Below are 25,467 nucleotides of genomic sequence, written 5' to 3'. Positions count from 1 at the left end.
TTTCAAATCATCTAATTTGTTAAAAACTATATATAAATAATAAATTTAGATATAATATAAATATATTTTAAATGAAAATAAAAAAGGAGATATTATGAAATATTATATTATGGTTTTTAAAAATACACATGATGCAATGGCAGCTGAAAAAGCTTTAGAGGAAAAAGGATATTCATTTAGAATAATGCCAACTCCAACTAGCATAACTCAAAGTTGTGGCATATGTGTAAGATTTGAAAATGAAGAAGAATTAATAAAAGCAAAGAAAGAAGACTTTGAATACAAAAATACTTATTTAAGAGAAGGAAACTCTTATAAAGAAATATAGGTGCATAAAACACCTATATTTCTTTTTTATTTAATTCTTTAAAAATAATATAAAACAAGTTTTGTTAATTTTATTCAAAAAGATTTAGGGCTTCTTTTAGGTTAGATACTATGTAATCAGGAGTATATTTAGAAATTTCAGTTTCTTTATTGAATCTATTTATCCAAATAGTATTAAATCCGAATTTAGATGCTCCGATTATATCCCATCCATTTGATGAAAAGAAAACAACCTCTTTTAGATTTACATTAAATTTATCAGTTATTATTTTATAAACTTCTTTGTTAGGTTTAAATTTTTTTACTTCTTCGACTGAAATAACAGAATCTAATATATTCTTTAAGCCAGAAGACTCTACAGCATTATTAATCATTTTATATGATCCATTTGTTAGGATTACTAATTTTAATCCTTTCTCTTTAAATTTAAGAAGAGTTTTAATTACTTCTGAATACGGAGATAACTCCATATAAGAACTCATTAAATTAATTTTAAGTTTATCACTAGTTATTTTAAATGTATTACAAGCATAATCTAAAGAGTTAGCAGTGATATCAATAAAATCTGTGTAATCATCCATTATTTCGCTAAGGAAACTATATTCTAATTGTTTAGCTCTCCATAAAATAGAAAATTCGTTATATAGTTCTCCAATTTCATCTTTATATTTTTCAGAAGCAGAGTGAACATCAAATAAAGTACCATATGCATCAAATACACAAATTTTTATATTATTTAAGCTTTTCATAATACACATTCCTTTCTATTGATTAAATCTTGGTATAAAATAATTATAATAAGATTATTATTCCATGGATATGGAAATATATTTAAAAGGGGTGAAAAATTTGATTACACCAGATATTAGTGAAGTAGCAGCTATATTTTCAGATAAGTCAAGAGCAATCATGCTTGTAGAATTGTTAGGGGGAGCAAGAACGACTGGGGAGTTAGCTAAAATTGCAAATATTAAACCACAGACTGCTACATATCATTTAAATAAAATGGCTGATAATAAACTTATAATTAAAAATAGGTTTGGCAGAAATTCATATTATAAAATAGCAAGTGAAGATGTAGCTAAAATATTAGAAGCATTACTTCAATTATCAAAAGATCCTAAAATTACATCTTTAAAAGAAAGTATAAAATCAGAACAAATAAGATTTGCTAGATTATGTTATGACCATATTGCAGGAAAATTAGGGGTTATTTTATTTAATAAATTAATTGAATTAAATTATGCTAAAGTAATTGGAAATAGTGTATTTTTAACTGAAGAAGGCATTTTAAATTTAAAAAATATTGGCTTTATTATTGAAGAAAATAAAGAGTACATAGGAGAACTTTGTAGAGATTGGAGTGAAAAAACTAATCATGTATCAGGAGAACTAGGAAATATGTTATATATTTCTTTATTAAATTTAGATTTAATAGAAAAGGATCCTGATTCACGAAAAATAAAATTAAAAAATTCAGGAAAAGCTTTTTTAAAAGAAAATTTTAATATAAATATATAGAGGTTTATATTAAAATATATTATATGAGAATTTAATGAGGGGGAAAAATGAATAGTTTAATTATAGTAAATGAAGGGTTTAAAATAGGATCTATACAAATAAAACCTGAATTTGTTGATAGAGTTTTACAAGTATCATTTAAATTTATATTTGTATTATTTCTAATGTTTATTTCAATAAAGATAGGGAATATAATAATTAAAAAATTTGTTGAAAATCAAACTAAAGACAAAGGACTAAAATTTGCAATGAGCCCACAAAAGGCAAAGACTATAGGTGAAGTTCTTAAAAGTGTTTTGAAGTATTCTGTATATTTTATAGGAGTTGCAATATTGCTTGAAGAATTATTTGGTGGAATTTCTATTACATTTGCAAGTATGGGAGGTTTTGCAATAGGATTTGGTGCTCAAAGTTTAGTACAAGATTTGATAAATGGTTTTTTTATTTTATTTGAAGATCAATACGGAGTTGGAGATTATGTTACTATAGGTAAGTTTGAGGGAATAATAGAAACTATTGGGATAAGAACAACTATATTAAAAGACTTTACTGGAGACTTACATTTAATACCTAATGGTAGTATAAAAGAAGTAACTAATCATTCTAGAAATAATATAAGATTTATAGTAGATGTAGAAATAGCATATGAAGAAGATATAGATCATGCTATAGAAGTTATTTCTGAAACTTGCAAAGAATTTGAAGCTAAGTATGAAGAAGTTCCTCAACCAATAGATATATGGGGAGTAAATAGTCTTGGAAATTCTGGAGTAACTATTAGAGTAGTTGGATTTAGTATACCAATGCATCAATGGTCTATGGAAAGAAAGTTAAGAAAAGCAATAAAAGAAGCTATGGATAGAGAAAATATAGAAATTCCATATAACAAAACAGAATTTATTATAAATAAAAAAGTAGAAATGGAGGAAGTTTTTTAAATGGTAGAAAAGTTTGAACTTGGTGATATAGTAGAAATGAAAAAACAACATCCTTGTGGGGAAAAGAGATTTAAGATAATAAGAACTGGAGCAGATGTAAAAATAAAATGCTTAGGTTGCGAAAGAATAGTTATGCTTCCAAGAAGCAAATTTGTAAAAGGTGCCAAAAAAATTATCCAAATACAAGAAAATTAATAAAACTATTGAAAAAACAATTATGTAATGATAAAATAAATAATTGTAATCCCTGCTGTGCAAAGCACAGCCGTTAGTCCGAGGGGAGGAGGTGAAAATGATGAGAAAGTACGAAACTATATTTATACTACACCCATCACTAGACGAGGAGGCTGTTAAAGCTAACATCGAAAAGTTCAAAGGTGTAATCGAAAATGGTGGAGGAACTGTTGACAATGTTGATGAGTGGGGTAAAAGAAAATTAGCTTACACTATAGACAAAGTTAACGATGGTCACTATACTTTAGTTGACTTCACAGCTAACACTGAATTACCAAGAGAATTAGACAGAATATTCAGAATTACTGATGGTGTTATGAGACACATCATAATTAAAAAAGAAGCGTAAGAGGTGATATTGTATGAACAAAGTTATACTTATAGGTAGACTTACAAGAGATCCTGAATTAAGATTTGCTGCTGGAACTGGTAACGCTGTTGCTAGATTTTCATTAGCAGTTACAAGACAATTCAAGAGAGATGAAGCTGATTTTATCAATTGTGTAGCATTTGGTAAGCAAGCGGAAACAATAGCACAATATCTTACAAAAGGAAGCCAAATAGCAGTTACTGGTAACATTAGAACTGGTAGCTATGATGCTCAAGATGGTTCAAAAAGATACACTACTGATGTAGCTGTTGAAACATTTGAATTCGTTGGAAGCAAAGGTGGAAATAACACTGAATCATATAACAATGGTTTTGGTGGAAATAATTCTGATAATTCACAGCAATCAAATGATTCATTTGGTTCTGGATTCGATGATGACATGACTCCTGTTGATGACGGAGATATGCCATTTTAATATTTTTCTAGGTAAGGAGGTAAGACAATGAGCAAAGATAATAGAAGATCAGGAAGAATGAGAAGATCTAAGAGAAAAGTTTGCGCTTTCTGTGTTGACAAAGCTGATTCAATAGATTACAAAGATATCGCTAAGTTAAGAAAGTTCGTTACAGAAAGAGGGAAAATACTTCCAAGAAGAATTTCTGGAACTTGCGCAAAACATCAAAGACAATTAACTGAAGCAGTTAAGAGAGCTAGAAACATAGCTTTATTACCATTCACAACTGAGTAGTAATATAAATAAGCATGGCAATTAAATTGTCGTGCTTTTTTTTTATATATTTTTGTAATAAAATAACATAATTTCCATAAAAATCAGTAAGTTCTTGCAATAATAAAGGAAAAAAATTAAAATATACATACAGGATTTAATGGGGTGAGAGAAATTATGAAGAGAAGAGATTTGAATATTATGGCAAATATAAAAATTATAGAAGGATTAAAAGCACAACTTATAAAAATTATAGGGGATTTTTATGTATTACTTACAAGAGGAAGTAACGTTGCTGAAGAATCTATAATAGATTGTCTATCAGGGGCAATAATAACACTATATGTATTAGCTGATAAATTAGGATATTCCTTATCTAAAATTGATGATAAGATAAAAGAAAAATTAGAAATAGGTATAAGAGCGGAAGATGAAATTGAAAAAGAAGGAAGAAGCTTAAGTAAACTTAAGAAGTATATTTCGAACCGAATGGATCAATAATTAAATAGGAGGAGATTAATGAAATTAGATACACCTATTAAAAGAATGATAAAACCTGTTATATTAATTTTAGGTGCTATAATTTCCTTTATTTTAAATTACTATCAGATAGGATTATTAATTATATTAATATTTTTAATAGATAATTTTTATCAATTGAGTATTTTTTGGAAAAAAGATATGGATGAAAAAAATCTCATTAAAGAAATAGATAATGCTATAACTGATAATTTAGAAGCAAATTTAATAATTCCTATTGCTTTAATGGACCAGCAAGGAAATATTAAGTGGAATAATAGTATGATGAATGAGATAAAATCAGGAGATAATTTAGTTGATAGTAATATTTTGAGTATAGCTAGAGGAATAGATATAGAAAAAATACGAGAATCAACAAATGAAACACATCAAAGGCTTATATTAAATAATAAAGTATATGATGTATATTCTAACAAAGTAGATTACAAAAAGGATTTATTTCTAATATATTTTAATAGTGTTGATGAGTCGAAAGATAAAAAGAAAACAAATGAAAGTGTTATGCTAATAGAGATAGATAACATAAGCGAAGCATTAGACACAGTTGAGGAAAATTTAAGACCTTTAATAGTTGCTGAAATAGAACAAAAGTTAAATTCTTATGGAAATAGAATTGAAGCAATGATAAAGAAATATGATAAAAATAAGTATATATTATCAGTTTTAGATAAATATATAGATCAAGAAATTGAATCTAAATTTACTATATTAGAAGAAATATCAAAGATATGCAAAGGAAATAAATTAGAAATAACTCTGAGTATAGGGGTTGGAAGAGGTGCATTAACACCAAATGAAAATTATAAATTTGCAGTTATAGCTAAAGAGTTAGCCCTAGGAAGAGGTGGCGATCAAGTAGTTGTAAAAAATAATGATGATATAAAAATATTTGGTGGAAATAGTAAAGAGATAGAAAAGAGAACTAGAGTTAGAGCAAGAGTTGTTTCTCATGCCTTAAAAGAGCTTATATATGAAAGTGATAATGTATTTATTGTAGGGCATAAAAACTTAGATATGGATTGTTTTGGGTCAGCACTGGCACTATCAACAATAGTAAAAAAATTAGGTAAAAAACGTTCAATAGTATTGGGAAATGATACTTTTGCTATACAGCCATTTTTTTCAAAAATTAAAGAGTTAGAGGAATATAATGACCTTTTTACTACTTATGAGAAAGCATATAAAGAGATAACAGATAATTCGTTGGTAATTATAGTTGATGTGCATAATAGAAATTACGTTGGTAATTTAGATTTTGTAGAAAATGCAAAAAGAAAAGTTATAATAGATCATCATAGAAGAAGTACAGATATAGTAGGAGATGCACTTTTAAACTATATAGAAGTTTATGCATCATCTACATCTGAAATGATAACAGAAATAATTCAATATATTTTGGATAAGCCAAGTGTATCTGTTATAGAAGCAGAGGGGCTTCTAGCTGGTATATATATGGATACTAAAGGATTCTCATTTAAGACTGGAGTCAGAACTTTTGATGCTGCTTCTTTTTTAAGAAGAATGGGAGCAGAAACAACAGAAGTTAAAAAGCTATTTACAGATAATTTAGATGAATTTATACAAATAGCAGAAACTATTAAATCAGCAAAAATAAAAAATAGCACTGCAATTGCTGTAGCACCTAATAATAGTAATACAGTTATAGTAGCAAAATCAGCTGATGAATTATTAAATATAACAGGAATATTAGCTGCATTCGTAGTTTGTGATATAAATGGAGATATTTATATTAGCGCAAGATCTGTTGGTGATATTAATGTTCAAATAGTTTTAGAAAGCCTTGGTGGAGGTGGACATTTGAATATTGCAGGTGTTAAAATATCAGATAAGAGCGTGGATGAAGTTTTAGTAATGTTAAAGGACGCAATAGAAAAATATTTAAAGGTGGGTGAATAACATGAAGGTAATATTATTACAAGATGTTAAGAAGATAGGTAAAAAGGGAGAAGTTATAAACGTATCAGATGGATATGCAAGAAACTTTTTATTTCCTAAGAAATTAGCTAAGGAAGCAACAGATGCTAACTTACACATATTAAATAACCAAAAAGAAAATGAAAGAAAACAAAAGCTTGCAGAAATAGAAGCAGCGCAAAAATTAGCTTCTGAATTAAAAGGAAAAGAAGTTAAAATAGAAGCAAAATCAGGAGAAAACGGAAAATTATTTGGAGCTATAACAAGTAAAGATGTTGCTCAAGAAATAAATAAAGTTTACAAAATGAATATAGATAAGAAAAAAATAGTTATGGATACAATAAAAGTAGCAGGTGGATATGAAATAGAAGTTAAATTATATCCAGAGGTTTCAACAAAGATGAAAGTTATTATTGTTCCAAAAGCTTAAGGAGGAATAAACTTTGAAATTAAACGAACAAATAAGATTCCTGCAAGGTGTAGTAGGTGGAGACTTACCAATAGAATCACAAATAAATGTTTTATTTGATATATTAAAAAATGTATTAGATGATGGAGCTATAAGAGCAAGAACAGTTAGACATAAGCTTAAAGATTATGTTTCTTCAAAAAGCTTAGCAGAAAGAGCATATGCCCTTAATATGATTGCATCTGATGGAGCAGGAATAGAAGTAGTACCTCCAGATGACAAAATAAATGAAGTTCTAGAAGATACTATTGTATGGATTTCAGAAGAAATTGCAAAGAAATATGTGCAAAGAGAAATCGAAACAAAAGTTGAAAGAGCTATAATGGAAAAGCAAGAAAAGTATATTGATGAAATGCGTTTATCTATACTTAAAAAGGAAAAAGGTACTGAAAATCAAAAAACAAAGAAAAAATTAGAAGAGTTAGAAGCTTTAGATGCTAAAGTAACTAATAAAAATATAATGAGCTTTTTAAGACCAGATAGTTTTAAAGAAATAATAGGTCAAGAAAGAGCTATAAAATCATTAATATCAAAGTTATCATCACCATATCCTCAGCACATAATTCTTTATGGGCCTCCAGGAGTTGGAAAAACAACAGCAGCAAGAATTGCATTAGAAGAGGCTAGAAAATTAAATTTTACTCCTTTTGATGAAGATTCTAAGTTTGTTGAAGTTGATGGTACAACATTAAGATGGGATCCTAGAGAAATAACTAATCCATTATTAGGTTCAGTTCATGATCCTATATATCAAGGTAGTAAAAGAGATTTAGCAGATGTTGGGGTTCCAGAACCAAAACCAGGTTTAGTTACAGAAGCACATGGAGGAGTTTTATTTATTGATGAAATAGGAGAACTTGACCATATACTTCAAAATAAACTTTTAAAAGTATTAGAAGATAAGAGAGTAGAATTCTCATCATCATATTATGATCCAGATGATGAAAAAACTCCAGCTTATATAAAATATCTATTTGAAAAAGGAGCGCCAGCTGATTTTGTATTAATTGGAGCTACAACTAGAGAACCAAAAGATATAAATCCAGCATTAAGATCAAGATGTACTGAAGTATACTTTGAGCCATTAGGTGTTAAAGATATCCAAGATATAGTTAAAAATGCAGCTAGAAAACTAGAAGTATCTCTTGACAATTCTGTACCAGAATTTATTAGTAGATATACGATAGAAGGAAGAAAAGCTGTTAACATACTAACAGATGCTTATGGATATGCTTTGTATAAAAGAAAAATAAAGCCTAAAAAGTTAAAAATAACTTTAAAGGATGTAGAAGAAGTAGTATCAATAGGAAGATATTCACCTTTTGAAATAGTTTCTGAAAATGAAGAAAAAGAAGTTGGACACATATATGGATTAGGTGTAAGTGGATTCTTAGGTTCTACAATAGAAATAGAAGCATCAGTTTTTGAAGCAAAGAAAAAAGGTTCTGGAACTGTAAGATTTAATGAAACAGCAGGTAGTATGGCTAAAGATTCTGTTTATAATGCAGCATCAGTTATAAGAAAAATAACTGATAAAGATATTAGAGATTACGATATACATGTTAATGTAATTGGTGGTGGAAATATAGATGGTCCATCAGCAGGAGCAGCTATAACAACTTGTATTATAAGTGCATTATTAGGAAAACCAATAAGACAAGATTTAGCTATTACCGGGGAAATATCTTTAAGAGGAAAAGTTAAACCAGTTGGAGGTATATTTGAAAAAATATATGGAGCAAGAAGAAAAGGAATAAAACTTGTTTTAGTTCCAGAGGATAACAAAAAAGATATACCAACAGGGTTAACAGATATAGAAGTTAAAGCTGTTAGTACAATAGAAGAAATATTAGAATTAGTATTTTAAAATAAGGGGGACTTTTTTATTTAGAAAAAGTCTCTCTTTAATTTTAATATGGAATAAAACATAAAGTTTTATTATAATAGTATAGTGAAATAATATGTGAAAGGGAGGAGAGAGAATTGGAAGCACCAATAGCAAAGACTTTACCTCAAAGTATAGAAGCAGAGCAATCTGTTCTTGGAGCTATGCTTATATCAAGAAATGCGATAGCACCAGCTGCTGAAAAGCTTGAAGAAGAAGACTTCTATAGAGATAGCCATAAAGTTTTATTTAGATCAATAGTTGAGATGTTTAAAAGAGATATGGCTGTAGACTTAGTTACAGTTTTAGAATATCTAAAGTCAACAGATGTGCTTGAAAGAGCAGGTGGAGTTACTTATGTTACAGAAATATCTTCTTCAGTTCCTACTACAGCAAACCTTTCTTCATACATACAAATAGTTCAAGAAAAATCAACATTAAGAAAGCTTATTAGAGCATCTAATGAAATTATAGAAGAGAGTTATAATAAGCAAGGAGAAGTTGAAGGTGTTTTAGATAAAGCAGAAAAAAGAATTTTTGATATATCAGAAAAAAGAACTACTAGTGATTTTGAATCATTGGGAACTGTACTTGAAAGAGGATTTATAGAAATCGAAAGATTATATAATAATAAAGGTGAAGTAACAGGAGTAAGTTCAGGATTTAAAGACTTAGATGATAAGACTTCAGGATTCCAAAAAGGAGATATGATTCTAGTTGCAGCAAGACCTTCTATGGGAAAAACAACATTTACTCTTAATATTGCAGAGCATGCTGCTTTAAGAGAAGGAAAAAGCGTAGTTATATTTTCCTTAGAAATGTCTAAAGAGCAACTTGCATATAAATTACTTTGTTCTGAAGCTAATATAGATATGCTTAAACTTAGAACAGGTAACTTAGAACCTGATGATTGGGATAGAATTGCAAGAGCTACTGGACCTTTATCAAAAGCTAAAATGTATATAGATGATACAGCAGGTGTAACTGTAATGGAAATGAGATCTAAGTGTAGAAGACTTAAGATGGAATATGGAATAGATCTAATTATGATTGACTATCTTCAACTTATGTCAGGATCATCAGGATCAGATAATAGACAACAAGAGGTATCAGAAATATCAAGATCTATAAAAGCTTTAGCAAAGGAAATGGAATGTCCTGTAATAGCATTATCACAGTTATCTCGTGCTCCTGAGCAAAGAGCTGATCATAGACCTATGCTTTCTGACCTTAGGGAATCAGGATCAATAGAGCAAGATGCTGACGTTGTTATGTTTTTATACAGAGATGAATATTACAATAAAGATACAGAAGAAAAAAATACTGGAGAATGCATTATTGCAAAGCAAAGAAATGGTCCAGTTGGGACTGTTAAATTAGCTTGGCTTGGACAATACAGTAAATTTGCTAATTATGAAGCAATACATCAAGAATAAAATGAGATAATCACAAAATGTGATTATCTTTTTTTAAAATAAAAAGGAGGAATTTATAATGACTAAGAAAATAGGATTTATTGGATGTGGAAACATGGGAAAAGCTATGCTTGGAGCATTAGTTCAAAAAGAATTTATAGAAAGTAAAAACATATTAGTTTCTACAAAGAGAGAATCATCAAGAAAAAAAATTGAAGAGGAATATAAGGTTATAGGGAAAGAATCTAACTTAGAAGTGGCTAAAGAATCAGATATAGTTATATTAGCAGTAAAACCTTATATGTACAAAGGTGTTATAGAAGGTATAAAAAAAGAATTAAAAGGAAAAATAATAATAAGCATTGCAGCAGGAATTGATATAGAGGATTTAGAAAATATGTTAGATGAAGATAGTAAAATAGTAAAAACAATGCCAAATACTCCAGCCTTAGTTGGAGAAGGTATGTCAGCGATATGTCCTAATAAAAATGTAACTGAAGATGAATTAAAAGAAGTATGTGATATTTTTAATGTATTTGGTAAATATGAAATATTAGACGAAAAAGATTTCCATGCATTTATAGCAGTTTGTGGTTCATCTCCTGCATATATATTTATGATAATTGAAGCAATGGCTGATGGTGGTGTTAAATTAGGACTACCAAGAGATAAGGCTTATAAGTTAGCAGCTCAAAGTGTATTGGGATCAGCAAAAATGGTATTAGAAACAGGACATCATCCTGGAGTATTAAAAGATATGGTATGTTCTCCAGGGGGAACTACTATAGAAGCAGTTGCAGACCTTGAGAAAAATGGTATTAGAAATACTATTATAAGTGCTATTGAAACTTGCGCAAATAAATCTAAAAATATGTAATAAAATTGTTGACAAAATTTTAAAAAGATTTTATAATTAAATCAATGATAATCAATATCAACTGGACAAGGTATTGATTAACACGAACCACATAGAACACACACATAAATAAAACTCCTCTTAATTTAAAAAATTAAGAAGTAAAACCTTAGAGTTCCACAGGCTCTAAGGTTTTTTTATAATAAAAATTTAATATAATAATAAAACATCCGAATATTTTATTAAAATTTATAAAAATAATTCGATTTTTCATTGACCTATAACTTCCATTTTGCTACTATTGTTTATGGGAGAGAAAATCCAAAAGAGGTTTATATTTATGATTATTGTGAATAATAATTTATATAATCTAACTCCATAAAATTTAAGAATAGATTATTTAATTGATCTGAAGGAGGCAAATATAATGTCAGCATTTATAGTATTAGGAGCTCAATGGGGAGATGAAGGAAAAGGAAAGATGACAGACTATCTAGCAGAAGATGCAGATGTAGTTGTTAGATTCCAAGGAGGAAATAACGCAGGTCATACTGTTGAAGTTGGAGATAAACAATACAAACTTCATTTAATACCATCAGGAATATTATATGATGATAAAGTTAATGTTATAGGAAATGGTGTTGTAGTTGATCCAAAAGCACTTTTTGAAGAAATTGAATATTTAGAGGGTGTTGGAGTTAAGGTTACACCAGAGAAATTAATGATAAGTGATAGAGCACAATTAATAATGCCTTATCACAAAACATTAGATAGATTAAAAGAAAAAGCTAGAGGTAAAAATGACATTGGAACTACTGGTAAAGGAATAGGACCATGTTATACAGATAAATTTGAAAGATGTGGAATAAGAGTTTGTGATCTTATGCATCCAGAAGTTTTTGAAGAAAAATTAAGAGAAAATATGAAAACAAAAAATCTTTATATAACAAAGGTTTTAGGTGGAGAAGAAGAAAATTTTGAAGAAACTTTAAAAATGTATCTTGAATTTGGTAAAAAATTAAAGCCTTTCGTAAAAGATACTTCGGTTAAAGTTTATGATTCAATAAAAGAAGATAAGAATGTATTATTTGAGGGTGCTCAAGGAATGCTTTTAGATATAGATTATGGAACATATCCATATGTAACTTCTTCTAATACAACAGCTGGTGGAGTAGTTAGTGGTTCAGGAGTTGGGCCTACTATGATAACTAATGCTGTTGGAATAGCTAAAGCTTATACAACAAGAGTTGGTAAAGGACCTTTCCCAACAGAATTACTTGATGAAACTGGTGATTGGATAAGAGAAAAAGGTCATGAATATGGAGTTACTACAGGAAGATCAAGAAGATGTGGATGGCTTGACTTAGTAATATTAAAAACTACAGTTAGAGTTAGTGGATTAACTTCACTTGCAGTAACTAAAATAGATACTTTAGCTGGGCTTGATAAGATAAAAGTTTGTGTTGGATATGAATTTAATGGAGAAGTTATAGATTACTTCCCAGCAAGTTTAGAAGATTTAGCAGAATGTAAACCAGTTTATGAAGAATTTGATGGATGGGATGAAAGTGTAGCAGATGCGAGAAGCTATGAAGAATTACCAGAAAACGCTAAGAAATATATAGAAAGAATTGAAGAATTCACAGGAACAAGAATTTCAATAGTATCAGTTGGTCCTAAGAGAGATCAAACTATGAGAGTTAAAGAACTTTAATTCTGAGTATATTACTTGACTTTATTTGATGTATAAAATATAATCTTATATAGAATAATAATTATGTATTTTTACATTAAGAGGTGGAAGTTATGATAACAAAAGAAATGACTATAGGTGAAGTAATTAAAATGGATCCAACTAGAGCAGAAGTTTTAATGTCTTTTGGTATGGGATGTATCGGATGCCCATCATCTCAAGCTGAAACAATAGAACAAGCGGCTATGGTTCATGGATTAAATATTGATGCTTTATTAGAAGCTTTAAACAACAAATAATATAAATAAAAGAGATGCAAGATAAGACTTTGCATCTCTTTTTCAATATTAAATATAATGTTAATAAATTTTGTTTTTTAATATAAATATAAACAAATACTGGTATACTTATATATATAAATAAATTTTGAGGAGAAATTAGATATGGATAATAGCTTTACTAAGGATTATGAAGTTTTATATAGAGATGTAGATTACAAATTAAGATGTAAAATAGCTTCATTAGTATATTTTTTATGTGATGTTGGGAACGCACATGCCGAATCAGTAGGAGATACAATAAATTATCAATTAGAGCATGGAGCAGGTTGGGTATTTTATAAATATGATATAAAGATACATAAGTATCCTAACTATAGAGATAAATTAAGTGTAGTAACAATACCAGCAGGTTTTAAAAAATTCTATGCACTAAGAGATTATCTTATTAAGAATCAAGATGGAGAGGTTTTAGTTGAAGCTACAGCTTTATTCTTCTTAATTAATATAGAAAGAAGAAGACCTATGAGAATATTGCCTGAACACTATAAGATGTATGGAGAAGACGGCGATTTAGAAAAAGCTAAAGAGATGGAAAAAATAGAAAAAATGGAAGAAGAACAATTTTCTAAAGAGTTCCAGATAAGATATAGTGATATAGATTCAAATACACATGTTAATAATGTAAAATATGTTGAATGGGCATTAGAGTCTGTACCTAAAGATATGATAAAAGAATTCGATTTAAAAAGAATAAAAATAGTATTTGAAAAAGAAGTAAGCTATGGAAACTCTATTCATGTTGGAGTTCAAGTTAAAGAAGAGGAAGATGGAACAAAGAAGACACTTCATAAAATATATAATAAAGAAGGTGTAGAATTAACTATTCTAGAATTCCAATGGGAAAAAAAATAATTAAAAAACCTTAAGCAAAATTGCTTAAGGTTTTTTATTGATTTTATTATAAAAATATTAAATGAAATTCTATTTTAATGCATCTTTTATAGAAGTTGCGGCATTAAAAGCAGAACTCCAAGCCCATTGAAGATTAAAACCTCCACAATCTCCATCAACATCTATAAATTCACCAGCAAAATAAAGTCCTGGTACTAATTTTGATTCTAAAGTTTCTGGGGTTATATCTTTCACATCTATTCCACCCACAGTTACTTGTGCATTTTGAAATTCTTTAGTTCCAGTACATTTAAATTTCCAAGATTTAAGTTTGTTAATTAAATCTGCTTGGCATTTCCAATCTAATTCACAACATGGAGTATGTATGTTAAATATATTAGAAGCTTTAAGTATAGTTGGGATAAGCTTTTTATTTACAACTCCAATTAGAGCATTAGATATACTTCTATTAGAGAACATAGCAAGATGAGTATATAATTCATTTTCTACTTCCTCTTTACTCTTATATGGCATAGAGTCAACTTCTATAATAACTTCATGACCTTTATTTAATGCTCTTGAAGCTGTAGATGAAACTTGAAGAATAGGTGGACCAGATATTCCGTAATCAGTAAATAAAACTTCTCCAACCTCACTTCTAATAACTTTACCATTAACAGTTAAATTTACTCTTCCATCAAATTTAATTCCTGACATAGCTTTTAAGTGTGGATAATCTAATTTTAATTGAACTATTCCTGGAATAGGTTTAATAAGTGAGTGACCAAAATTTTCGCATAGTTTATAAGAGGAGCCATCAGAGCCAGTTTTAGAAGCTGATTTTCCTCCACAGCACATTAAAAGTTTTCCACAAGAGAATTCTAAAAATTCCTCATTGTTTGTGGATAATATAAAGTTTTTCTTTTTGTGGATAGATTTTACTTTACAATTGTTATACACAGGAATATTTCTTTCCTCTATATTCATTCTTAAAATATCCACAACAGAAGAAGCTTGAAGTGATTGTGGATAAAGTTTATTATTTTCTAATTCTGTTATTGGAAGACCAAGAGATAAGAAAAAGTTTATTGTATCTTCAACAGAAAATTTATTTAATGTATTTTGAAAAAAGTTTTCTCTTGTACTGTGATAATTTATAAAAGGATATTTTATTGAGGCATTTGAAATATTACAACGCCCATTACCAGTGGTAAGAATTTTCTTACCAACACGATCAGTTCCTTCTATTATTGCTACATCTATACCATAATCTTTTGCTAGGATTGCTGACATAAGTCCAGAAGCCCCACCACCAACTATTATTAAATCGTGATAAATCATATTTAAATTTCTCCTTCATTTAAAATGTATTTAAATAAATTCTATCATAGTTAAGTAAATATAAAATAATTAAAATCGTATTTATATCTATAAAAGAAAAATATTTTTCTTTTATAGATATAAAAAATATTATTTTAAATAAAAAAGTTAGGCTTACTATGTAATTGAATGGCGTTAATATATAAATAAGTAGAAAAATAAATTATAAAAATCATTAGAAAAAAATATAATTAATAAAAAAATTTTTATACATAATAAAAAATAATGAAAAAGAACATAATAAAATTTATAAAAATTGAAGAAAAATAAAAAATGAGATAAGCCTTGCAAATACTAAGTTTGTGAAGATTTCACATAATAAGATTAGTGTTAAAAATAATAAAAAAAAAATATTTTTTAAAAAAAGTGTTGACACTTAAAATGATTTTATGTAATATAGTCTATGTGGTCAGCGCGAAACAAATAAGATCGCAGACACAAATGAAATATGGCTCCTTGGTCAAGCGGTTAAGACACCACCCTTTCACGGTGGTATCAGGGGTTCGATTCCCCTAGGAGTCACCATTTTTGGTCGCATAGCTCAGCTGGGAGAGCACCTGCCTTACAAGCAGGGGGTCACAGGTTCGATCCCTGTTGTGACCACCATTAAAATTATAATATGGCTCAGTAGCTCAGCTGGTTAGAGTGCCGGCCTGTCACGCCGGAGGTCGAGGGTTCGAGCCCCTTCTGAGTCGCCAATATAATTTTATAAAATTTAAAACCAATTTGCTGGCATGGCTCAACGGTAGAGCAGCTGACTTGTAATCAGCAGGTTGTAGGTTCGATTCCTATTGCCAGCTCCAATTTAATATGGCTCCTTGGTCAAGCGGTTAAGACACCACCCTTTCACGGTGGTATCAGGGGTTCGATTCCCCTAGGAGTCACCATTTTTGGTCGCATAGCTCAGCTGGGAGAGCACCTGCCTTACAAGCAGGGGGTCACAGGTTCGATCCCTGTTGTGACCACCATTAAATTATAATACGGCTCAGTAGCTCAGCTGGTTAGAGTGCCGGCCTGTCACGCCGGAGGTCGAGGGTTCGAGCCCCTTCTGAGTCGCCAATATAATTTTATAAAATTTAAAACTAATTTGCTGGCATGGCTCAACGGTAGAGCAGCTGACTTGTAATCAGCAGGTTGTAGGTTCGATTCCTATTGCCAGCTCCAATTTAATATGGCTCCTTGGTCAAGCGGTTAAGACACCACCCTTTCACGGTGGTATCAGGGGTTCGATTCCCCTAGGAGTCACCAATTTTTAGGTCGCATAGCTCAGCTGGGAGAGCACCTGCCTTACAAGCAGGGGGTCACAGGTTCGATCCCTGTTGTGACCACCATTTTTTTTATATGGCTCAGTAGCTCAGCTGGTTAGAGTGCCGGCCTGTCACGCCGGAGGTCGAGGGTTCGAGCCCCTTCTGAGTCGCCAAAGGAGTAAGATTTAATCTTACTTCTTTTTTTATATAAAATATAAGCTATATATATAATTAAAGTAAAGAAAGTAAAATGGTAACAATATTTTATATATTTAATCAATATATAATTATAATTAAAAAAATAAAAGCTATATAAATTTTGAAATTTATATAGCTTAATTTTATATTTTAATTTAATTTTGGCTTTATATTCTATTCCTATTTTCTATTTCTCATATTTAATCTACGTTTTTTCTCTATTCTTAAATCATAAGTGTAAAATCTCATAAATTTAAAATTACCTATTAATCTTGAAGATGTACGCCTATCATAACGATCATCTAAATCATCTGCAACTAGATTTGTAGATATAAGCATTTTTTTTCCTAAAAGTAGTTTTTTATTAAGCAAATTAAAGAATTCAGTTTTTGAGAATTCTGTGATTTGTTCAGAACCTAAATCATCTATTATAAGTAAATCACAATTAGTAATTAAATCATCTAGATTTTGATTCTTATTAAATCTTATATCTGCTAAAATTCTTATAAGTTCATCAGCTGTTTTATAAACTACTAAATATCCTCTATCTAATAATTCTTTTGCTATACAATAGGATAAAAATGTTTTTCCTGTACCAGCAGCTCCAGAAAATAATAAATTTACGTCAGTTCTATTGAAGTTAGGAATATACTGAGAAACTATAAAATCATAAATTCTTTGCATATTTTCAAATGGCGTAAATTTTTGAGTTGGATAACTTGGATCCGTTTTATTTGGAAATAAACTTAAATCAAAATCATTAAAATTATATTTTGATAATATGCTTTGTAAATTGGAATCTTTATAGTGAAGTTTTATAAGTTTATCTTTAAAGCATTCACAACGTTTTGTTCCTATGTATCCAGTATCACTACATTTCTTACATCTATAATGAATAGTTAAATATTCAGGAGAGTATCCTTTAGATACTAAAGCCTCTATTTTTTTAGCTCTTAAATCAAAAATTTTATCTCTAAGTTTTTCAACATCTTCTTCAGTTGTAGTAGATTTTAAAATTAATAAAGGAAGTTTAACAGAAAGCTTTTTTATCTCATCATCTATCTCCATTATTTCAGGATGCTTATCTTTTATTTCTTTAATTCTTTCCTTTAAATTTTTATTTTCTATTGATCTTATTTCTTCGTATTCTTTTAATATTTCGGATTGATATCCACTAATCATTAATCATCCCACCCTAATAATTCACGCTCAAGAGCATCATAATCATAATTTTTCTCTCTAAAGTTTTTGATTTTTTGATTTGATTGATTTTGATTTTTGTAAAATGTTTTATTTCCTTGAGCTTTTTTAAAGTTTATATCTTTAAGTTCTATATCTGTAACAGTTCTTATGTTATTTTTATTCCAGTCAGTAAGAATACTATCTATATATTTAAAATCAGCTCTATTTAATCTTTGGAAACATCTATCGCAAGCTTTTTGAATTATTTCTAATTTAAAGTTATATATAAATAACCATTTTTCTAGCATATCTTCTTGAGGTTTCATTAAATCTGTATTTTTTATACCAAGATATTTTAAAATTTCTTTTATTTTCTTCCACTTATCCTCTTCCTTAGCTATAAGAGTTTGTGCTTGGCTTACTGTTCTTACATTCTTTTCATTCCAAGCTGAAGCAACTGTATCCATATATCTAAAGTGTGATTTACCTTTTGAAGCACAATATTCTACTAAAAGTGTTATTAATTCAGTAGTAAATAAGAATTTCTTATTCCATTCAATACATATTTGCATTTCTTTATAATTTAAAGTTCTTGAAAGGATTTTTTCAACATCTTTTAGCATTGATGTTATATCTGGTTCAGTTAAAGAATTTAAGATACTTTCGTCTTCTTCTGATTCAATAGCTTTTTCTGAATCAAGTGGTAAAAATTCTATACTAAAGTTTCCTAATCTATCTAATGGAGATAATTTTATTAATCCTTCTTCATTCCAGTAGTGTAGGGCATTCATTATATCTGATTCTAATAGATTTAGCATTCTTGCCATTATTTCTGAACCTATTCCAGGTTCACCATTCATATTTTGTTTTAGAAGTAGAAGATAAACTTTTACAAATTCTCCTCTAGCTTTTGGCATATACTGTTCTATAAACACATTGCTTACAGGAGTATAATTTAAAGCTTTATTTTTTAATACAAAAGTACTCATTAGTTTTACCTCACAAAATTGCGTATTCTAGATTACTAGTATTCCTAATATTTAAGCTAATTATAACAAAGACATTAAACTATAACAACTTAAAGGAAAAATAAGGAGGTATAAATTGAAAATAAATTGGTTAATTTAAAAAAGTCGATAAAATTTTAAAAAAGGAGATTTAATTAAATGTACTCGAGAAATTTTAAAAACAATATTATTAAATTTGCTATAATAACTGCAATTTTAATAGGAAGTTCAGCATACTTAAATTCTTTTATAAATGAGAGTATTGCAGTAAATGCTATAAATAATTATGATAGAAAAATAAATGTTGAGAGCGCTAATAAATCACAAGGAGAAGTTAAAACTGTTAACGGAAAAACACTTATGTTTTTTCATCCAACTTGTGGAGGAGTAGTTACATCTGGCTTTGGAGAAAGATGGGGAAAATTTCATAAAGGAATTGATATAGGAAAAAGTCTTGGAGATGATGTATTATCATGCTTAGATGGGACAGTTAAATCAAAATTCTATGAAAAAGATGGTTATGGAAATATAATAATAATAGATCATGGAAATGGATTAGAAAGCAGATATGCTCACTTAAATGGATTTAATGTAAATGTTGGAGATAAAGTTGAAGGTGGAAGTAAGATAGCAACTGTAGGCAATACAGGAAGAAGCACAGGGCCACACTTACATTTTGAAATGCGAATAAATGATAAGCCTATTAATCCTCAAAATTATATAGGAGAATAACAATAGAGACCAAAAGATATTTATCTTTTGGTCTTAAATTTTTATTTTTCTAAAAGTCTATTTAAATTTATTATTCCGCTACCAACTAAATCTTTATCATATTCTTTAAAGTTTGAACAAGATAAATTAATTAAAGAAATTATATCATCTAATTTTAAAGTAGGATCATATTCAAAAAGTATTGCACATATAGCACAAACAAATGCTACAGATAATGATGTTCCTGAATAGGATTTATATTTGGCATCAATATTTCTAGGATAAACTTTAACACCATTTTTTTCTGAAATATATGATGTATCACTATTTAATGTTGATATTTGATCACATGCACAAGCAAAGTTGGGTTTCTTTAGTTTAGAATAAAGTGATTTAGAAGAATAAGTATATGGTTTTGATTCTTTAACAGTTGACATACCTGCAACAGTTATACAATTTTTTAATAAAGCTATTCCCATCATTCCAAATTCAGAATTATTTATACTTCCACTTGGAACTACAGGAATAATATTTTTAGATAAAGCATAATCAAAAATATTATTGAAAGAATTAAAAATTCTATGATTATTAGAAAGCATTTCAAATGGTAAACACAGAACTTTTATATTAAATTCATCCGACTTATCAACTAATTGACATATAGAAAAAAGTATATCAGAGGCATAACCTTTTCCTAAAGCATCAAAAGCTTTATAACAAACTATACTACTTTGAGGAGCAATTCCAGTGCACATATTATTAGATGAAACTCCGCTTCCACAAATTATCCCTGCTAAAGCTGTACCGTGTCCATTGTCATCATAAGGAAATTTTTTATGTGATATTACGTCTTCAAAATGTTCTATCTTATTATTAGGTCTAGTTAAATCTATATGAGGATAAACACCACTATCTACAATACCAATAGTTACACCTTTGCCAGAAAATTTTAACTTGGAAGTAAGCTTATGATAGTTATTAGCGTTAGATACACTCATACCACATAAAAATAAGTACTCATCAAAATATATAGATTCAACTTCTGGATATTCAGAAATTGCTATAATTTCTCTCTTACTTAAGTTACAAGAGATTAAATTGCATGGTTTTATTGGATATATTAAAGCATCATTCATAGATGATATTTTTTTTAACACAGATGAAAATAAGTTTTTACATTTTACAAAGACACGATACTTTTTATAAACATTGCTGTTTAATGATAATTGTAAATTGTAGTCAAGCTTGTTTTTAAAATTAAACATAAAAATACTCCTACATTAATTGTTACACTAACATTTTATTAATGAGGAGTAATAAGTGTTAATATTAATTTGTATTAAAATTTTAATGTTTCTCCTATATCAAGAATTTTTACGTTATTATCATTAAAATTTTTTAAAGTATTATATGTTTCATCAAAATTCTCTAGAGATATTTTAAATGTTTTATAATGAACAGGTAGCATATATTTTGCATTCATGTTCTTAAACATTTTATATGCCTCTTGAGGAGAACAGTGCATATAACTAAACCTTTCAGGCTTATAACATCCTACAGGCATTATAGCAACATCACATTCTATATTGTTGAATCTATTAGTCATTGCAGTATCTCCTGCAACAAAAACCTTTTTATCACTAGCTTCTACTAAGTATGAATTACTTTCTATATCAATACCAACATAAAATCTTCTACCATCATGCTTAGCTTGAATTGAAGTAACTTTTACAAAATCATCTTCATATGTTTGACCTGGTCTTAGTAAAATAACATTTTTAAATCCAAGGAAGTTAAGGATTTTTTTATATCCTCTAGGAACTATGACAATAGCATCTTTATTTAATTTTTTTAAAGATGGAAAGTGCATATGATCCATATGTCCATGGGAAAGTAAAATATAATCAAATTTTAAGTCTTTAAGTTCAAGAGGTTTATGGACAACTCTTTTAAAAAATCCAAGTCTATTTGATAATACTGGATCTGTAAGTATAAGTTTATCTGATATGTTTATAATAGTTGTTGCATGTCCGTACCAATGAATAGAATCTGTTAATATCTCATCATTTTTTACGACTTCTCTTTCATTAAAGTATTCTTTTATGTTGTTATATGTTAACTTTGATAAAAAGTGTATGTTTTTAAAAAAATTCATTTATAGTCTCCTTAAATAGATTAATGCTTCCATTTAAATACTATAATACCTACTATGATTATTGCAACTCCAATGAATTCTTTTAAGGTAAAATTAATCTTTTTAGCATCAAACCAACCAAAAGCATCTATTAAAGCTGCAAGAAGTAATTGTGATACTAATATTATAGAAGTTGCGTAAGTAGTTCCTAATGTACCTATACTTTGCATAACAGTAAAAACTATTACAACTCCTAAGGCACCACCTAATAAATAAATTTTATTTGCAGTACCTAAAGCTTTGAAGCTTCCTTTTCCTAAAAATATAGTTACTATTAATGTCAATATTAGTCCAGTTAATTGAACTATACAGTTTGTTTCCCAAACACCTATTTTATCACCTAATCTAGTGTTAAAAACACCTTGGAGAGCCATAGAGCATCCAGAAATTATTGCAATTATAACACCAATCATTTTTTTATCACCTCCAAAATAGTATTTGCAATATGATAATAAAAAATGTAAAAAAAAAAGCTATAAGTTTAACTTATAGCAATTATTAGTATTTATGCTGCATATTCTTTAAAGGCATTTATTATTTTATTTTCTTCAAATCCTAGTTGTAATCCGATGCTTAAAAAGTCCTCACAAAGAGTTTCAAAGTGATCTTCTGATTTAGATATTATTAAATCATTTATATCTATGTATAAGTTAAGAAATTGATCACTTAAGCAATAGTCACTAGGGGCTACGTCTATTTTTTCTAAAACTTGATCATATTTATTGTCGATACCAATAGAAAGTATTTGTTGAAAACAAGATATATATTTTCTTAAAACTATATCTTCATCAATCTCTAAATCACTATCATTTGTATAAGTGTAACATTTAGTTTCATTTGCAAGATCACTTATTTTTATATGAAGTTCTAAGTTTTTTCTTGCTGTTATTTTATAATTGTTTAGATTTTCATTAATTGAAATATTTGAATCTATATTTCTTTGGATATTAAATAAATCACATATTAACATAAAAAAACCCCTCCTGGCTTTACAGACAATCATCTTAATATATTTTACAAAAAGTTTTGATATAAGGAAAGCTGGGAAAACGAATACATGAAAAAAATTTTGAAATTTTCACAAAATTTAAGAAAATCTAATTCTTAATAAGCAATAATATGTGTTAATAGTAAAAGAAATTATCAATTTTAAATAAAATATTGAAATAAAAAAGCTATCTAAAGTAGATATGTAATTAAAATCTGATTTTAGATAGCTATAAATTATATATATTTTTAATTAGAAGACTTTTAATTCGAAATCTTTTAATTTAATTTCATGTTTATTGTGAGGCATTTTCCAAATTTGAAAACCTGTAACTTTAAGAGTTTTTTCTTCAGTGTTAAGAAGAGTTTGATTTTCAGATAATTTTTTCTTTATATCTCTTGGATAATAATTAAAATTAGCTAGAGTTAATGAAAGAACAGTTGCATCAGGATCTTTTACATTAAAACCATGTAATTTAAGCATATCATTTAGAGAATATAAAATTTTCTTTATATAACCTCTATTATCTAATTTTAAGTTTAATGTTTTGCATTCTTCTGAAACAAAAAGAGTGTTTGTTAACTCAACCTTAAATTTTTTATAAGGTGATAGAACTTTAGATACTACTTCAGTTAATTTTTCAATGTTAGGATTATCTAATATTTCTAATGCAATATAAGGATTAGGAATATTTTTATTAGCTCTAAATTTCTTTGACATTAATTTTTGAGTATCTAGTATTGCTTCGTTAGAAGCTTCATCTAATAATGCAACGATATAATATTTCATATTCAACCTCTCTTAATCTAATTCTTTAAATTTTTAATCCAAACTTTTCTATAAATTATAACATAATACTTACAATAAAAGAATAGGGGGAAATGCTATATGGAAATAAAAGGAACAATAGTGAACTTTTAAAGTATCAAAGTTCACTAAGTTTACAAAATTGAAATATTAAATTGCTAAATTACTAGGTAAAAGCCTTAATTTTTTTATAAAATCGATAATATATGTAAATAATTAATCTCATTTTTAATAATATAAAAAAAAATATTTCATTAACAAAAGTTTATGATATAATGATAAACGTACATTAAATAATTATGATAGGATTATAATGTGTAAATATCCTATTTTATTTGATGATTTAAAAAATAATTAGATGAAAAAAATAAACGAGATTTGGGAAATTAATCATATATATAATCTTATTAATAAGGGTGAATTGGATGGAAAGATTAGTTATACATGGAGGAAGAAAATTAGAAGGGGCTGTTGAAATAAACGGAGCAAAAAATGCTGCTGTTGCAATTTTACCAGCTGTTGTAGCTGCTAGTTCAGGTAAATGTCTTATAGATAATGTACCTGATATAGAAGATGTACATTGCCTTGATAGAATTCTTTCAAGTTTAGGATGCGAAGTAAAAAAAATTGATAATAATACATTAGAAATAGATAGCACAAGTGTTAATACAGTTAATGCTTGTACTGAAGATGTTAGAAGAATGAGAGCTTCTTATTATTTTATAGGAGCGCTTTTAGCAAGATTTAAAGAAGCTAAGGTTGAATTACCTGGAGGATGTCCTATAGGAGTTAGACCTATAGACCAACATATAAAAGGTTTTGAAGCATTAGGAGCAGATGTTGTAATAGAACATGGAGCTGTTCACGTAAAAGCTAAACAATTAAAAGGAGCTAACATATTCTTTGATGTTGTTTCAGTTGGAGCAACAATAAATGTTATGATAGCTGCTACTTTAGCAGAAGGTGTTACAACATTAGAAAATGTAGCAAAAGAACCTCACGTAGTTGATGTTGCAAACTTCCTTAACTCAATGGGAGCAAATATTAAAGGTGCAGGAACTGATGTTATAAGAATTACAGGAGTTAAAAAGCTTACTGGTTGTGCATATAGCGTTATTCCAGATCAAATTGAAGCTGGAACATTTATGATAGCTGCTGCAGCAACAAGAGGAGATATAACAATTAAAAATGTTATACCAAAACATTTAGAATCAATATCAGCAAAACTTTTAGAAATGGGAGTTGAAATAATAGAGGGAGACGATAGTGTAAGAGTTAGATATGTTGGTGACTTAAAAGGAGTTAACATAAAAACTATGCCATATCCAGGATTCCCAACAGATGTTCAACAACCAATGTCAACTTTATTATCTGTTGTACCAGGAAGAAGTATAATAACTGAATCAATCTGGGAAAGCAGACATAAGCATATTGATGAGCTTAAAAAGATGGGAGCAAATATCAAAGTTGAAGGTAGAGTTGCTATAATTGATGGAGTTAATACATTAAGTGGAGCAGTTGTTAAAGCTACTGACTTAAGAGCAGGAGCTGCTATGGTTATAGCTGGATTAATTGCTTCAGGAAAAACAGAAATAACAAGCATTGAACATATAGATAGAGGATATCCTCACATTGAAAATAAATTTAGAAGCTTAGGTGCAAAAATCGAAAGAATAACTGTTGAAGAATAATAAACAACAGGGGGATAAG

27 protein-coding genes and 11 tRNA genes are annotated in these 25,467 nt (G+C 28.4%); 29 read left to right on the top strand and 9 right to left on the bottom strand.

Translation table 11 applies throughout. The features are described from left to right. The first annotated feature begins 94 nt into the window (after positions 1–94). Positions 95–328, top strand: a complete 234-nt coding sequence (locus CLTHE_RS16350; RefSeq protein ID WP_002599152.1) for a putative Se/S carrier protein — start codon at positions 95–97, stop codon at positions 326–328. Positions 329–398: 70 nt separating this feature from the next. On the opposite strand, the gene CLTHE_RS16345 is transcribed toward CLTHE_RS16350, so the two are convergent. Beyond that, positions 399–1,076, bottom strand: coding sequence for a haloacid dehalogenase type II (locus CLTHE_RS16345; RefSeq protein ID WP_158082757.1), 678 nt, complete (start codon positions 1,074–1,076; stop codon positions 399–401). A 100-nt stretch (positions 1,077–1,176) separates the two neighbouring features. Here CLTHE_RS16345 and CLTHE_RS16340 point away from each other — a divergent pair, with 100 nt between their 5' ends. The 15 genes from CLTHE_RS16340 to CLTHE_RS16270 all read left to right on the top strand — a co-directional run bounded on the left by CLTHE_RS16340 (position 1,177) and on the right by CLTHE_RS16270 (position 14,064). Further along, positions 1,177–1,848 carry an ArsR/SmtB family transcription factor gene (locus CLTHE_RS16340; protein ID WP_080024297.1) on the top strand — a complete coding sequence of 224 codons (672 nt, stop codon included), beginning with the start codon at positions 1,177–1,179 and terminating at the stop codon, positions 1,846–1,848. Positions 1,849–1,895: 47 nt separating this feature from the next. Beyond that, positions 1,896–2,786, top strand: a complete 891-nt coding sequence (locus tag CLTHE_RS16335; RefSeq protein ID WP_080024296.1) for a mechanosensitive ion channel family protein — start codon at positions 1,896–1,898, stop codon at positions 2,784–2,786. After that, positions 2,787–2,981, top strand: coding sequence for a DUF951 domain-containing protein (locus tag CLTHE_RS16330; protein WP_080024295.1), 195 nt, complete (start codon positions 2,787–2,789; stop codon positions 2,979–2,981). 100 nt (positions 2,982–3,081) lie between these two features. After that, entirely contained in the window at positions 3,082–3,369 is a 288-nt protein-coding gene (gene rpsF, locus CLTHE_RS16325) for a 30S ribosomal protein S6 (protein ID WP_002599157.1), read from the top strand. A gap of 13 nt (positions 3,370–3,382) precedes the next feature. Next, entirely contained in the window at positions 3,383–3,826 is a 444-nt protein-coding gene (locus CLTHE_RS16320) for a single-stranded DNA-binding protein (RefSeq protein WP_002599158.1), read from the top strand. A 27-nt stretch (positions 3,827–3,853) separates the two neighbouring features. Beyond that, positions 3,854–4,099 carry a 30S ribosomal protein S18 gene (rpsR, locus tag CLTHE_RS16315; RefSeq protein ID WP_002599159.1) on the top strand — a complete coding sequence of 82 codons (246 nt, stop codon included), beginning with the start codon at positions 3,854–3,856 and terminating at the stop codon, positions 4,097–4,099. Between the two features lie 156 nt (positions 4,100–4,255). Continuing rightward, complete coding sequence (locus CLTHE_RS16310; protein ID WP_080024294.1) at positions 4,256–4,579, top strand: MazG-like family protein; 324 nt, start codon at positions 4,256–4,258, stop codon at positions 4,577–4,579. An 18-nt stretch (positions 4,580–4,597) separates the two neighbouring features. Beyond that, positions 4,598–6,535, top strand: a complete 1,938-nt coding sequence (locus CLTHE_RS16305; protein ID WP_080024293.1) for a DHH family phosphoesterase — start codon at positions 4,598–4,600, stop codon at positions 6,533–6,535. Between the two features lies 1 nt (position 6,536). Continuing rightward, complete coding sequence (gene rplI / locus CLTHE_RS16300) at positions 6,537–6,983, top strand: 50S ribosomal protein L9 (protein WP_002599162.1); 447 nt, start codon at positions 6,537–6,539, stop codon at positions 6,981–6,983. Between the two features lie 13 nt (positions 6,984–6,996). Next, positions 6,997–8,889, top strand: a complete 1,893-nt coding sequence (lonC, locus tag CLTHE_RS16295) for a Lon family ATP-dependent protease (RefSeq protein WP_080024292.1) — start codon at positions 6,997–6,999, stop codon at positions 8,887–8,889. A 116-nt stretch (positions 8,890–9,005) separates the two neighbouring features. Next, positions 9,006–10,343: a replicative DNA helicase gene (locus CLTHE_RS16290; protein ID WP_002599164.1), complete on the top strand. Its 1,338-nt coding sequence runs from the start codon at positions 9,006–9,008 to the stop codon at positions 10,341–10,343. Between the two features lie 58 nt (positions 10,344–10,401). Continuing rightward, positions 10,402–11,199, top strand: coding sequence for a pyrroline-5-carboxylate reductase (proC, locus tag CLTHE_RS16285; protein WP_080024291.1), 798 nt, complete (start codon positions 10,402–10,404; stop codon positions 11,197–11,199). Positions 11,200–11,605: 406 nt separating this feature from the next. Beyond that, positions 11,606–12,892 carry an adenylosuccinate synthase gene (locus CLTHE_RS16280; protein WP_080024290.1) on the top strand — a complete coding sequence of 429 codons (1,287 nt, stop codon included), beginning with the start codon at positions 11,606–11,608 and terminating at the stop codon, positions 12,890–12,892. A 92-nt stretch (positions 12,893–12,984) separates the two neighbouring features. After that, positions 12,985–13,170, top strand: a complete 186-nt coding sequence (locus CLTHE_RS16275) for a DUF1858 domain-containing protein (protein WP_002599167.1) — start codon at positions 12,985–12,987, stop codon at positions 13,168–13,170. A gap of 144 nt (positions 13,171–13,314) precedes the next feature. Continuing rightward, entirely contained in the window at positions 13,315–14,064 is a 750-nt protein-coding gene (locus CLTHE_RS16270; RefSeq protein ID WP_080024289.1) for an acyl-[acyl-carrier-protein] thioesterase, read from the top strand. A gap of 69 nt (positions 14,065–14,133) precedes the next feature. Here CLTHE_RS16270 and CLTHE_RS16265 read toward each other — a convergent pair whose 3' ends face one another. Beyond that, positions 14,134–15,384, bottom strand: coding sequence for a BaiN/RdsA family NAD(P)/FAD-dependent oxidoreductase (locus CLTHE_RS16265; protein ID WP_080024288.1), 1,251 nt, complete (start codon positions 15,382–15,384; stop codon positions 14,134–14,136). Between the two features lie 489 nt (positions 15,385–15,873). Here CLTHE_RS16265 and CLTHE_RS16260 point away from each other — a divergent pair. The 11 genes from CLTHE_RS16260 (at position 15,874) to CLTHE_RS16210 (ending at position 16,843) form a co-directional block, all read left to right on the top strand. Continuing rightward, positions 15,874–15,948 (top strand) — tRNA-Glu (locus CLTHE_RS16260). 5 nt (positions 15,949–15,953) lie between these two features. Further along, positions 15,954–16,029 (top strand) — tRNA-Val (locus CLTHE_RS16255). A 15-nt stretch (positions 16,030–16,044) separates the two neighbouring features. Beyond that, positions 16,045–16,121 (top strand) — tRNA-Asp (locus CLTHE_RS16250). 30 nt (positions 16,122–16,151) lie between these two features. Continuing rightward, a tRNA-Thr gene (locus tag CLTHE_RS16245) sits at positions 16,152–16,226 on the top strand. Between the two features lie 9 nt (positions 16,227–16,235). Beyond that, positions 16,236–16,310 (top strand) — tRNA-Glu (locus CLTHE_RS16240). 5 nt (positions 16,311–16,315) lie between these two features. Then, positions 16,316–16,391, top strand: a tRNA-Val gene (locus tag CLTHE_RS16235). Positions 16,392–16,405: 14 nt separating this feature from the next. Continuing rightward, positions 16,406–16,482: transfer RNA gene (locus CLTHE_RS16230), tRNA-Asp, on the top strand. Positions 16,483–16,512: 30 nt separating this feature from the next. After that, positions 16,513–16,587 (top strand) — tRNA-Thr (locus CLTHE_RS16225). A gap of 9 nt (positions 16,588–16,596) precedes the next feature. Beyond that, positions 16,597–16,671, top strand: a tRNA-Glu gene (locus CLTHE_RS16220). Positions 16,672–16,678: 7 nt separating this feature from the next. After that, positions 16,679–16,754, top strand: a tRNA-Val gene (locus tag CLTHE_RS16215). A gap of 12 nt (positions 16,755–16,766) precedes the next feature. Beyond that, a tRNA-Asp gene (locus CLTHE_RS16210) sits at positions 16,767–16,843 on the top strand. 205 nt (positions 16,844–17,048) lie between these two features. Here the strand turns inward: CLTHE_RS16210 and CLTHE_RS16205 are convergent. Both CLTHE_RS16205 and CLTHE_RS16200 read right to left on the bottom strand, forming a co-directional pair. Continuing rightward, positions 17,049–18,050 carry an ATP-binding protein gene (locus tag CLTHE_RS16205; RefSeq protein ID WP_080024287.1) on the bottom strand — a complete coding sequence of 334 codons (1,002 nt, stop codon included), beginning with the start codon at positions 18,048–18,050 and terminating at the stop codon, positions 17,049–17,051. Then, positions 18,050–19,039 (bottom strand): DnaD domain protein, encoded by a 990-nt coding sequence (locus CLTHE_RS16200; RefSeq protein ID WP_002599171.1) that lies wholly within the window; start codon positions 19,037–19,039, stop codon positions 18,050–18,052. The genes CLTHE_RS16205 and CLTHE_RS16200 overlap by 1 nt, the downstream gene beginning before the upstream one ends. 177 nt (positions 19,040–19,216) lie before the next feature. Here CLTHE_RS16200 and CLTHE_RS16195 point away from each other — a divergent pair, with 177 nt between their 5' ends. Continuing rightward, a complete protein-coding gene (locus CLTHE_RS16195; RefSeq protein ID WP_080024286.1) occupies positions 19,217–19,789 on the top strand; it encodes a M23 family metallopeptidase in 573 nt (190 codons plus the stop codon). Between the two features lie 41 nt (positions 19,790–19,830). On the opposite strand, the gene CLTHE_RS16190 is transcribed toward CLTHE_RS16195, so the two are convergent. From CLTHE_RS16190 to CLTHE_RS16170, 5 genes are all read right to left on the bottom strand, one after another. Beyond that, positions 19,831–21,033, bottom strand: coding sequence for a S8 family serine peptidase (locus tag CLTHE_RS16190; protein WP_080024285.1), 1,203 nt, complete (start codon positions 21,031–21,033; stop codon positions 19,831–19,833). Between the two features lie 74 nt (positions 21,034–21,107). Beyond that, positions 21,108–21,923: an MBL fold metallo-hydrolase gene (locus CLTHE_RS16185; RefSeq protein ID WP_080024284.1), complete on the bottom strand. Its 816-nt coding sequence runs from the start codon at positions 21,921–21,923 to the stop codon at positions 21,108–21,110. 20 nt (positions 21,924–21,943) lie between these two features. Further along, positions 21,944–22,375: a DMT family transporter gene (locus tag CLTHE_RS16180; protein WP_080024283.1), complete on the bottom strand. Its 432-nt coding sequence runs from the start codon at positions 22,373–22,375 to the stop codon at positions 21,944–21,946. Positions 22,376–22,467: 92 nt separating this feature from the next. Beyond that, positions 22,468–22,932, bottom strand: coding sequence for a dUTP diphosphatase (locus CLTHE_RS16175; protein WP_002599176.1), 465 nt, complete (start codon positions 22,930–22,932; stop codon positions 22,468–22,470). Positions 22,933–23,202: 270 nt separating this feature from the next. Continuing rightward, on the bottom strand, positions 23,203–23,739 hold the full coding sequence (locus CLTHE_RS16170) for a hypothetical protein (protein ID WP_002599177.1): 537 nt from the start codon (positions 23,737–23,739) through the stop codon (positions 23,203–23,205). 443 nt (positions 23,740–24,182) lie between these two features. Here CLTHE_RS16170 and CLTHE_RS16165 point away from each other — a divergent pair, with 443 nt between their 5' ends. Further along, on the top strand, positions 24,183–25,448 hold the full coding sequence (locus CLTHE_RS16165) for a UDP-N-acetylglucosamine 1-carboxyvinyltransferase (protein WP_080024282.1): 1,266 nt from the start codon (positions 24,183–24,185) through the stop codon (positions 25,446–25,448). Positions 25,449–25,467: the final 19 nt, after the last annotated feature.

It is taken from the genome of Clostridium thermobutyricum DSM 4928 (genome assembly GCF_002050515.1).
Lineage (GTDB): Bacteria > Bacillota > Clostridia > Clostridiales > Clostridiaceae > Clostridium > Clostridium thermobutyricum.
This window is presented reverse-complemented; position numbering and strand designations above follow the sequence as displayed.

Excerpts from the sequence above, each read along its gene's own strand:
- CLTHE_RS16350 (WP_002599152.1), top strand. The coding sequence starts at position 95 with ATGAAATATTATATTATGGTTTTTAAAAATACACATGATGCAATGGCA.
- CLTHE_RS16345 (WP_158082757.1), bottom strand. The coding sequence starts at position 1,076 with ATGAAAAGCTTAAATAATATAAAAATTTGTGTATTTGATGCATATGGT.
- CLTHE_RS16335 (WP_080024296.1), top strand. The coding sequence starts at position 1,896 with ATGAATAGTTTAATTATAGTAAATGAAGGGTTTAAAATAGGATCTATA.
- CLTHE_RS16330 (WP_080024295.1), top strand. The coding sequence starts at position 2,787 with ATGGTAGAAAAGTTTGAACTTGGTGATATAGTAGAAATGAAAAAACAA.
- rpsF (WP_002599157.1), top strand. The coding sequence starts at position 3,082 with ATGAGAAAGTACGAAACTATATTTATACTACACCCATCACTAGACGAG.
- CLTHE_RS16320 (WP_002599158.1), top strand. The coding sequence starts at position 3,383 with ATGAACAAAGTTATACTTATAGGTAGACTTACAAGAGATCCTGAATTA.
- rpsR (WP_002599159.1), top strand. The coding sequence starts at position 3,854 with ATGAGCAAAGATAATAGAAGATCAGGAAGAATGAGAAGATCTAAGAGA.
- CLTHE_RS16310 (WP_080024294.1), top strand. The coding sequence starts at position 4,256 with ATGAAGAGAAGAGATTTGAATATTATGGCAAATATAAAAATTATAGAA.
- CLTHE_RS16305 (WP_080024293.1), top strand. The coding sequence starts at position 4,598 with ATGAAATTAGATACACCTATTAAAAGAATGATAAAACCTGTTATATTA.
- rplI (WP_002599162.1), top strand. The coding sequence starts at position 6,537 with ATGAAGGTAATATTATTACAAGATGTTAAGAAGATAGGTAAAAAGGGA.
- proC (WP_080024291.1), top strand. The coding sequence starts at position 10,402 with ATGACTAAGAAAATAGGATTTATTGGATGTGGAAACATGGGAAAAGCT.
- CLTHE_RS16280 (WP_080024290.1), top strand. The coding sequence starts at position 11,606 with ATGTCAGCATTTATAGTATTAGGAGCTCAATGGGGAGATGAAGGAAAA.
- CLTHE_RS16275 (WP_002599167.1), top strand. The coding sequence starts at position 12,985 with ATGATAACAAAAGAAATGACTATAGGTGAAGTAATTAAAATGGATCCA.
- CLTHE_RS16270 (WP_080024289.1), top strand. The coding sequence starts at position 13,315 with ATGGATAATAGCTTTACTAAGGATTATGAAGTTTTATATAGAGATGTA.
- CLTHE_RS16265 (WP_080024288.1), bottom strand. The coding sequence starts at position 15,384 with ATGATTTATCACGATTTAATAATAGTTGGTGGTGGGGCTTCTGGACTT.
- CLTHE_RS16205 (WP_080024287.1), bottom strand. The coding sequence starts at position 18,050 with ATGATTAGTGGATATCAATCCGAAATATTAAAAGAATACGAAGAAATA.
- CLTHE_RS16200 (WP_002599171.1), bottom strand. The coding sequence starts at position 19,039 with ATGAGTACTTTTGTATTAAAAAATAAAGCTTTAAATTATACTCCTGTA.
- CLTHE_RS16195 (WP_080024286.1), top strand. The coding sequence starts at position 19,217 with ATGTACTCGAGAAATTTTAAAAACAATATTATTAAATTTGCTATAATA.
- CLTHE_RS16190 (WP_080024285.1), bottom strand. The coding sequence starts at position 21,033 with ATGTTTAATTTTAAAAACAAGCTTGACTACAATTTACAATTATCATTA.
- CLTHE_RS16185 (WP_080024284.1), bottom strand. The coding sequence starts at position 21,923 with ATGAATTTTTTTAAAAACATACACTTTTTATCAAAGTTAACATATAAC.
- CLTHE_RS16180 (WP_080024283.1), bottom strand. The coding sequence starts at position 22,375 with ATGATTGGTGTTATAATTGCAATAATTTCTGGATGCTCTATGGCTCTC.
- CLTHE_RS16175 (WP_002599176.1), bottom strand. The coding sequence starts at position 22,932 with ATGTTAATATGTGATTTATTTAATATCCAAAGAAATATAGATTCAAAT.
- CLTHE_RS16170 (WP_002599177.1), bottom strand. The coding sequence starts at position 23,739 with ATGAAATATTATATCGTTGCATTATTAGATGAAGCTTCTAACGAAGCA.
- CLTHE_RS16165 (WP_080024282.1), top strand. The coding sequence starts at position 24,183 with ATGGAAAGATTAGTTATACATGGAGGAAGAAAATTAGAAGGGGCTGTT.